General features: G+C 42.7%; 8 protein-coding genes. 1 reads left to right on the forward strand and 7 read right to left on the reverse strand.

Translation table 11 applies throughout. The features are described 5' to 3' along the window. Positions 1-209: 209 nt before the first annotated feature. From VIN08_RS03135 to VIN08_RS03145, 3 genes are all read right to left on the reverse strand, one after another. A complete protein-coding gene (locus VIN08_RS03135; RefSeq protein ID WP_331960086.1) occupies positions 210-776 on the reverse strand; it encodes a DUF502 domain-containing protein in 567 nt (188 codons plus the stop codon). Positions 777-875: 99 nt separating this feature from the next. Next, the gene (cmk, locus tag VIN08_RS03140) at positions 876-1,565 is read right to left on the reverse strand and encodes a (d)CMP kinase (protein WP_331960107.1); all 690 of its coding nucleotides are present in this window, start codon (positions 1,563-1,565) and stop codon (positions 876-878) included. Positions 1,566-1,833: 268 nt separating this feature from the next. Beyond that, positions 1,834-2,106, reverse strand: coding sequence for a hypothetical protein (locus VIN08_RS03145; RefSeq protein ID WP_331960089.1), 273 nt, complete (start codon positions 2,104-2,106; stop codon positions 1,834-1,836). Between the two features lie 305 nt (positions 2,107-2,411). On the opposite strand from VIN08_RS03145, the gene VIN08_RS03150 reads away from it, so the two are divergent. Further along, positions 2,412-2,681, forward strand: coding sequence for a hypothetical protein (locus VIN08_RS03150; RefSeq protein ID WP_331960092.1), 270 nt, complete (start codon positions 2,412-2,414; stop codon positions 2,679-2,681). Between the two features lie 57 nt (positions 2,682-2,738). Here the strand turns inward: VIN08_RS03150 and VIN08_RS03155 are convergent, their stop codons facing one another. The 4 genes from VIN08_RS03155 to VIN08_RS03170 all read right to left on the reverse strand — a co-directional run. After that, the gene (locus VIN08_RS03155; protein WP_331960095.1) at positions 2,739-4,142 is read right to left on the reverse strand and encodes an MATE family efflux transporter; all 1,404 of its coding nucleotides are present in this window, start codon (positions 4,140-4,142) and stop codon (positions 2,739-2,741) included. 265 nt (positions 4,143-4,407) lie between these two features. Continuing rightward, complete coding sequence (locus tag VIN08_RS03160) at positions 4,408-5,121, reverse strand: head GIN domain-containing protein (RefSeq protein ID WP_331960098.1); 714 nt, start codon at positions 5,119-5,121, stop codon at positions 4,408-4,410. A 76-nt stretch (positions 5,122-5,197) separates the two neighbouring features. Further along, positions 5,198-6,550, reverse strand: coding sequence for an NAD-dependent succinate-semialdehyde dehydrogenase (locus tag VIN08_RS03165; RefSeq protein WP_331960101.1), 1,353 nt, complete (start codon positions 6,548-6,550; stop codon positions 5,198-5,200). A 149-nt stretch (positions 6,551-6,699) separates the two neighbouring features. Beyond that, on the reverse strand, positions 6,700-7,752 hold a 1,053-nt coding region (locus VIN08_RS03170; RefSeq protein ID WP_331960104.1), incomplete at its 5' end, for an alkaline phosphatase family protein.

The raw sequence follows: 7,752 nt of genomic DNA on the forward strand, positions 1-7,752 counted from the left end.
TGTTGTTTATGATGACAACTACGGCAGCGATCTTCGCCCGGGTATCTATGCAGGTGCACGTTACTTCTTCCAGCCAAACATTGGTGTATTTGGTGAAGTAAGCGTTGGTCTTACGCCTATCTCCGGTGGAGTAACATTCAAGTTCTAGGAAATAATACGAGCTGTATTTACAACGGGTGCCCTGTACGACAAGGCACCCGTTTTACTTTTTAGTGGCTCTCACCAAATCCGCTTATACCACCGGAAACTATATATTTCATAGCGGTTGGTCCGGATATATTTAAAGGTGTGATCCGGTCTTTGGATATTATATAATGCCAGCCCGATACAGCATACGAATGTGGCAGATATACTGACACCATATCTTTGAGACCCAGCTCCGACAGATCGGATTGTGTAATGAAACCAATCTGGTACAGTTTATTCTCTTCGTTCATCAACACCAGCACAGGCTTGTTGAATTTCTTCTTATCGCCCACGAAAGCATTGAGAAGATCTTTCAGCGAAGAGTATATAAGCTTTACCAATGGAATGCGGTTCATGCCATGATCGAACCATGTAGCAAAGGTTTTGAATGCAAAGTTGGTAGTAAAGTAGCCGAAAATTGTAATGGCTACGAGAATGATAACGAACCCCAGCCCGGGATAAGGAAGCCGCAACAAACTATCGAGCCAGCTAAATGCTACAAAAATAAAATACGCTGTTGCCACCAGGGGCACAATGAACAACGTACCACTAAAAAAGTAGCGGATAAACCGTCTGAACGTACTTTCCATGAGAGCGGGGGGTTAGCATACTACGAGATATAAGTATATATCTCTTATTCTTTAAACATCGTTTGCCGGAGTTACGTTTTTGTGAACTCCATATATATTTTATGCACGCGATGCCGAAACAATTTTAGATAAAGCCAGGCGAACAACCTCGTCTACCTGCTCATCAAATGCTATATGTGTCGTGTCTATGACAATGGCATCTTCGGCCTGCCGTAGCGGACTCTCTGCACGTGTAGTATCAATCTGGTCGCGCTGGCGGATATTCTCGATCACATCATCGAGGTCTACCATCTGATCGCGATCCAGTAACTCTTTCTGCCTGCGATATGCTCTTACCTGCATATCGGCAACCATGAATAACTTCAATTCTGCCGCGGGAAAAACGACTGTACCAATGTCGCGGCCATCCATCACAATGCCACGCTCCTTGCCCATTCTCCGTTGCTGCTCTACCATCGCTACACGCACTTCTTTTATCGTGCTTACCTGGCTTACCATTTCAGACACGCGCATCTTCCTGATCTCTTTCTCTACGCTAAGTCCGTTGAGAAAAGTATCTGTACCATTCTTGGGGTTTACCTTGAACGTGATATGGATCTGTTCCAATGCCTTGATGATCTCTTTCGGATTGGTGAGCGAAATATGATGCTCCAGAAAATATAATGTAACAGCGCGGTACATAGCGCCAGAGTCGATATAGCGGTAGCCTAATATAGCAGCAACCTCTTTTGCCGTAGAACTCTTGCCGCAGGCCGAGTATCCGTCTATCGCGATAACTATTTTTCGCAGGTTCATCAGCAGTCTTTGTGTGGACAGGGAATTGGTTTTCCGGGTTTCAGTTTTTTATGATGCTTCGATGAGCTGCAAGATGAAAAGACAGAACTAAACAAAATCAAAAAGCAAATACAAAGTAATCTTACCATGCGATAAAGGTTATGATTTTTTATCACGTTGATCTCGTAATTGTTCTATCATCAAATGAAAGTCACTCATTTTCATTTTCTTTTTCAAATGAGGAGGCGTATTACGAACGATCTCAAAATAATCCTTCTTCGTTTCAGGAGAATCCACACCAATTCTGTTTGATATCTTTTTCATATGGTAAATCAACTTGAAGGACTTCTATCTCAAAATTAACATTTTTAGAAACGCGATAGGCCATCTGAATAAACTTTCTTCGGGTGCTGAATCCCAAAACATAAATAAAATCCTCATTGGCTTCAAAATAAGAACTCCGATTATTTAAAATATTAACGATTTCATCAGGAGTTATATTAAGATTCCGCATCTCCATGCGATCGATCATCGAAAAATCAATATTAAAAATCATTCAATCAAACGGTTATTCGATGTAAATATATTTAATGAAGCTGAAAGGAAATGGGGTATGTGGGAGCGGGCAGGAATTTCCTTCTGGCCAACCGGAGAGGAAACTATACTTTACAAAATGAAGCCGGTGTTTCCTACCCGGCTTCCGGAAAGGAAGCTATATCTTTCACAGAGTACAAATTAAAAACAGCACCTATATCCGGCTATCGGGGAAAAATGTTCAGGTGAACATCAACAGAAAAAAACAACCGCTAACTTATCAGCCGCTTTTCCGTTATCTTTATCTAGTTGTAAAAAATCTCACCTATGGAAACAAAAGACGAAGGTAAAGCCGAGAAGGCCTTCAAAAGTTTTGGCAAACGCGTTGATGAGTTTATGGTAGAATTTAACGAAGCCAGCGAAAAGCTTCGTAAGGAATTTGAAGTGAAACTCGATGAGCTTAAGGTTTCTGCAGAAAATTTCAGAAAGGAAGCGGAGAACAAAGACCGTTGGAAAGAAGTAGAAGACAACCTGAAAAAAGCGGGCGATGAGTTGGGCAATGCTTTTAAAGCTGCGTTCAAGAAAAAGAATCCCTGATATATATACATCAAAACGTGCGTCCCGGAAAGATTTCGGGACGCACGAAATTTATACCTATATTTTAACAGCCTTCCACTTGCCCTGTCGGAATATAATTATACCGACAATTGCCATCAACGATTCTGCAATAGATATAGCAGCGTATACACCGGTAGGCCCCACCTGCATCCATTTCGCTAAAAAGTAAGCAAACGGAATCTGGAATATCCAGAAGCCAAAGAAACTGATAATGGTAGGCGTGCGTGTATCGCCTGCGCCATTGAACGACTGGTTGATCACCATACCATACGCATAGAATATATAGCCGAGTGAAACAATCTGCAGGCATTGTATACCGTTTTGCAATACTACTTCATCCGTAGAGAAGAAACTCAGTATAGGTCTGGCCATCACAAAGAACAGTACGGTTATAAATCCGAGAAATATCATATTCAACAGTGCTGCCTTCCAAACTGATTTCTCTGCCCGATCGGGCTGGCCGGCTCCCAGGTTCTGCCCTACTAATGTTGCTGCTGCATTCGCCATGCCCCACGCAGGAAGTATAGCAAAAACAATTACGCGTATAGCAATCACATAACCCGCCTGTGCTGTTTTAAAATCAGACATAAGCCGCATTAAGAAAATCCAGCTGGCTGAGCCTATAAGAAATTGTCCTGTAGCACCCGCTCCGACTTCCAGCAGCTTTCTGATGATATCAAATTTTACGGCAATCTTCTGCTGGTATAATTTGATGATACCATTTCCTCTTAACAAATGATATAGCTGGTAACAAACACCTATACCTCTGCCTATATTCGTAGCAATGGCGGCTCCCTTTACACCCAACCCTGGTATTGGCCCAAGACCGAATATAAATATAGGTCCCAGCAGTATATTTAATCCATTGGCCAGTAACAATGAACGCATCGCCAGGGAAGCATCCCCTGCACCTCGGAAAATGGCATTGATAATAAATAGCAGCATGATGGTAATGTTACCGGTGAACATCCATCTTGTATAATCCACATTGTTGGCAATAAGCGTTTCGCTTCCGCCCATCAGTCGTAAAATATCTTCCGAAAAGAATATACCGACTATGCTGATAAGCACTGAAAAGAAGACGCCAAGAATAACAGCCTGCATAGCGGCTGTCTCCGCTGAAGCTATATCTTTTTCACCAACCCTGCGGGCCACCATAGCTGTAGCAGCCATACTTATCCCCATAGCGATCGAGTATATTAATGCTAACACCGACTCGGTAAGACCAATCGTGGAGATAGCATCGTTATCATGCAGCCTGCTTACAAAGTAAATATCCACCAAGGCAAATATGGCCTCCAGCGACATCTCCAATATCATGGGGATGGAAAGAAGAAATATAGCACGATCTATACTTCCGGAAGTATATTCCTGTTGATCGCCTTTTACTGCTTGTTTAAACAGTCGAAAAAAAGAATTGACTTTTTTAGAAAATGACATTGTCATTAAGTTTAGTCGTAAAAAAATAAATACTTGAATAGCTTCATAACGAAGCCACGTAGAAGAATTGCCTGGACGTACCAAACTTAAAATATGAGAAGCATAGGCGTGTCGGGAACCTGTGTAGTTCCGGAATGAAGATACACGAAAAAAATGAAAAAATGTTACGGGAATTGAAGTTGAAAGTAAAAAGCAAAAAGTTAAAAGCAGTTAGTCATTCACTTCTGCTTTCAACTTTCTGCTTTCAGCTTTACTCTACACGACTCTAGTCTTTTTCCACTGTACTGCTTCCACTTACAGAAGATGTAACAGAAGGATTTCCCCTATATAAAACAGAGCTTGCTCCTCCTGCAGTGGCATCGAGATCATCGGATACAGTTACTTTCGCGTGGCTTGCGCCCGATACATCTATATCAGCTGTGCGTACAGGATAATCAAATGCGGAGAATGCAGATGCGCCTGAAACAGTGGCATCTAACTCATCGCCTAAACCATAGAGTCGCAGGCTTGATGCACCTGATATATCCATATTTACTTTGCGATACCCTGCATCGAGCTGACATACTGAAGCGCCTGATAAAATAAAGTCGAGAGTATTATCGCTTTCGAATCCCTTTATAGTGGATACGGTTGCTCCTGAAAAATTTACCGCTGCCAACGCTGGCATCTCAATAGTTATATAGGTATCGTGCTTGCGGTTGGCGTTATCTTCATACTTGATGATAAGCGTGGTTCCGCTTTTATATACTTCGAGATCATCGAGGTTTCTCCGATCTCCTTCTACATGAATGCGAAATATGTTTGATTGCTGTACCGTAATGTGAAATGCACTGCCCATCTCCAGGCGATCGAAATCTACGATCGAGTAATCTTTTTCTTTATCCTGAAGTGGTCCCGGATCTTCGGTATCACATGATGTGAGCACACAGGTTGTTGCAATAAACGTTGCTGTCAAGAGGGTTTGTAATTGCCTGATCATAATGTATAGAGGTTGTTTCCCTCTCAGGACAATTCATTCTTTCGAAACCCCTATGCAGTAAAAACAATTTTCCCTGTCACGCCACAAAAATGGTTTTGATATTCACAAATTCGTGAATGCCATGTTCGTGCAACTCACGTCCATAGCCGGATTTTTTTACGCCACCAAACGGCAGTCGCGCATCGGAGCGCATTAATGAGTTAACAAATACAGAACCCGATTCAACCTCGCGTGCCAATCGTTCGCCACGTTCTATATCTTTTGTCCAAATAGATGCACCCAAACCATAGCGGCTTGCATTTGCCAATGCTATAGCTTCCAGATCAGACTTCGCAGTGATAACGGCTGCGAGCGGACCAAATGTTTCTTCATCAAACGCCTGTATACCGGGCTTTACACTGCTTAATAAAGCTGGTTGAAAATTAGCGCCATTCTTTTTTCCACCGGTGATAAGCTGTGCACCTTGCTTTACCGAATTTTGTAGTTGCTTATCTAATTCGTCTGCAAGGTCAACACGCGCCAGCGGGCCTGTAGTAATATGCTCATCAAACGGATTACCCTGTCGAAGTGCTTCTATACTTTCTTTGAAACGTGCTATAAATTCATCTTTGATTGTATCTAATACTATAAATCGTTTCGCAGCTATACACGATTGCCCTGCATTCTGCATACGCGATTGCGTGGCGATCTTTACTGTCAAGTCAAGATCAGCATCATTCAATACAATGAACGGATCGCTGCCGCCTAATTCGAGTACCGATTTCTTTATATTCTTTCCTGCTATAGCACCCACTTTAGTACCCGCTGTTTCACTTCCCGTAAGTGCTACACCTTGCACGATGGGTGATTCAAGAATATGTTCTACAGCATCACTGTTAATGATGAGTGATTGGAATACACCATCCGGATAACCGGCTTCATGAAAGATCTTCTCGATAGTAGTGGAACATTTTGTAACATTCGAAGCGTGCTTGAGTAAACCAACATTACCGGCAGTAAGCGCTGGTGCTGCGTAACGGAACACTTGCCAGAACGGAAAATTCCATGGCATTATAGCAAGTATGGCTCCTATAGGTTGATACGCTACAAAACTTCGCTGTGCTTCTGTCTTTACTATTCTGTCGGCCAGAAAAGCTTCTGCGTTGTGTGCAAAGTATTCGCAGCCGGCAGCACACTTCTCCACTTCCGCCCGCGACTCTGCGATAATTTTACCCATCTCCCATGTAATCGTCTTCGCATAATCTTCTTTGTTCTTCCGAAGCACCGCAGCAACACGCAGTAACATTTCACTGCGTTGCTTTACTGTAGTCTTTTTCCAGAGACTAAATGCCAGCGCAGCTTTATCAAGCTTGGCTTTAATATCGTGCGCTGTATGCAGGGGGAACTCATCAATTACCGATTGATCGAACGGATGGATGGATTTTAACATAGTGCAGAATATTTACTGGTCAACAATAACCAATATCGCTAAGGTTTCCATTGAATAAAAATTAATGCCAACCACGGTACAGGTGGTTGGCATTCATGTTCAAGCTATCGCTTATAGTTATCGGTTACACGTTAATCGTGTCACATAAATCAATCAAACAGTTCTGCTACGGGTTTACCTGTACATCCACTGGGGATTTTAATATTCAGCAGCATGGAAATAGTTGGCGCTATATCGGTGATGGGATGATAGTGTACGGAAGTACCCTTGCGTATACCCTTACCGTAAAACAGCATCGGCACGTTTGTATCGTACGCATACGGTGAACCATGTGTAGTGCCTTGTATGGAGCCTGAACCAAACCACCCCGGCTCTAACACAAACAAAATATCGCCCGAGCGTTTCGGATGGTAGCCGCGTATAGCAAGACCTTTTATACCTTCATCGTTATAATTACCCTGGCGCAGCACACCTTCGGTATAGTAATTTGCTACACCATCTACGGTCATCAGATATTTACCGATCAATTCAGCCACGATAAACATATCTATACCGGATGCTTTCGGACTTCCCTGAAATGCTTCATGGTTTAAAAAGATCTGGTCGTTGCTAATGTTGGCAATAAGTTTTTTACCGGGGAAATAGCTTGCCAGAAATTCATTCAACTTGGCTTCCGTATAATTATCATTGAAATAACCCGCAGGCATTTTATTGTCCTTCATGTATTGAGGTACATCGGCAACTGCGTGATCGGCCGTGAGGAATAAGGTATAATTTCCGGCACCCACTTCTTTATCAAGCGTCTTCAGCAAGTCGGCAATATCTCTGTCGAGGCGCAGGTATGTATCTTCAACCTCCACGGCATTCGGGCCAACAGCATGCCCTATAGCATCGGTAGTAGAATATGAAATGCAAAGGAAATCGCTAACATCATCTTTACCCATCTTCTCTGACACCAGGGTTGTTTTAGCAAACTCTGTAAGAAAATCGTTGGCAAAGGGAGTCATATAGAGCAGGTCGTAATTTCCGTTTTGCTTGCGCATCTGCGGAAGATCGTATGGAAATGTAGGCTTTGTTTTACCGGCATATTTCTTTTCATACGGAGTATCATCCGGACCGCTCTCGGTATATTGTTCAATCGGCAGTAATGTTTTCCATTGCTGCGAAAGATATTTCTCCGGTAAATTCTGTCCGTTGAATTT

Origin of the sequence: Ohtaekwangia sp. (genome assembly GCF_036568665.1) — a bacterium.
Classification (GTDB): domain Bacteria; phylum Bacteroidota; class Bacteroidia; order Cytophagales; family Cyclobacteriaceae; genus Ohtaekwangia.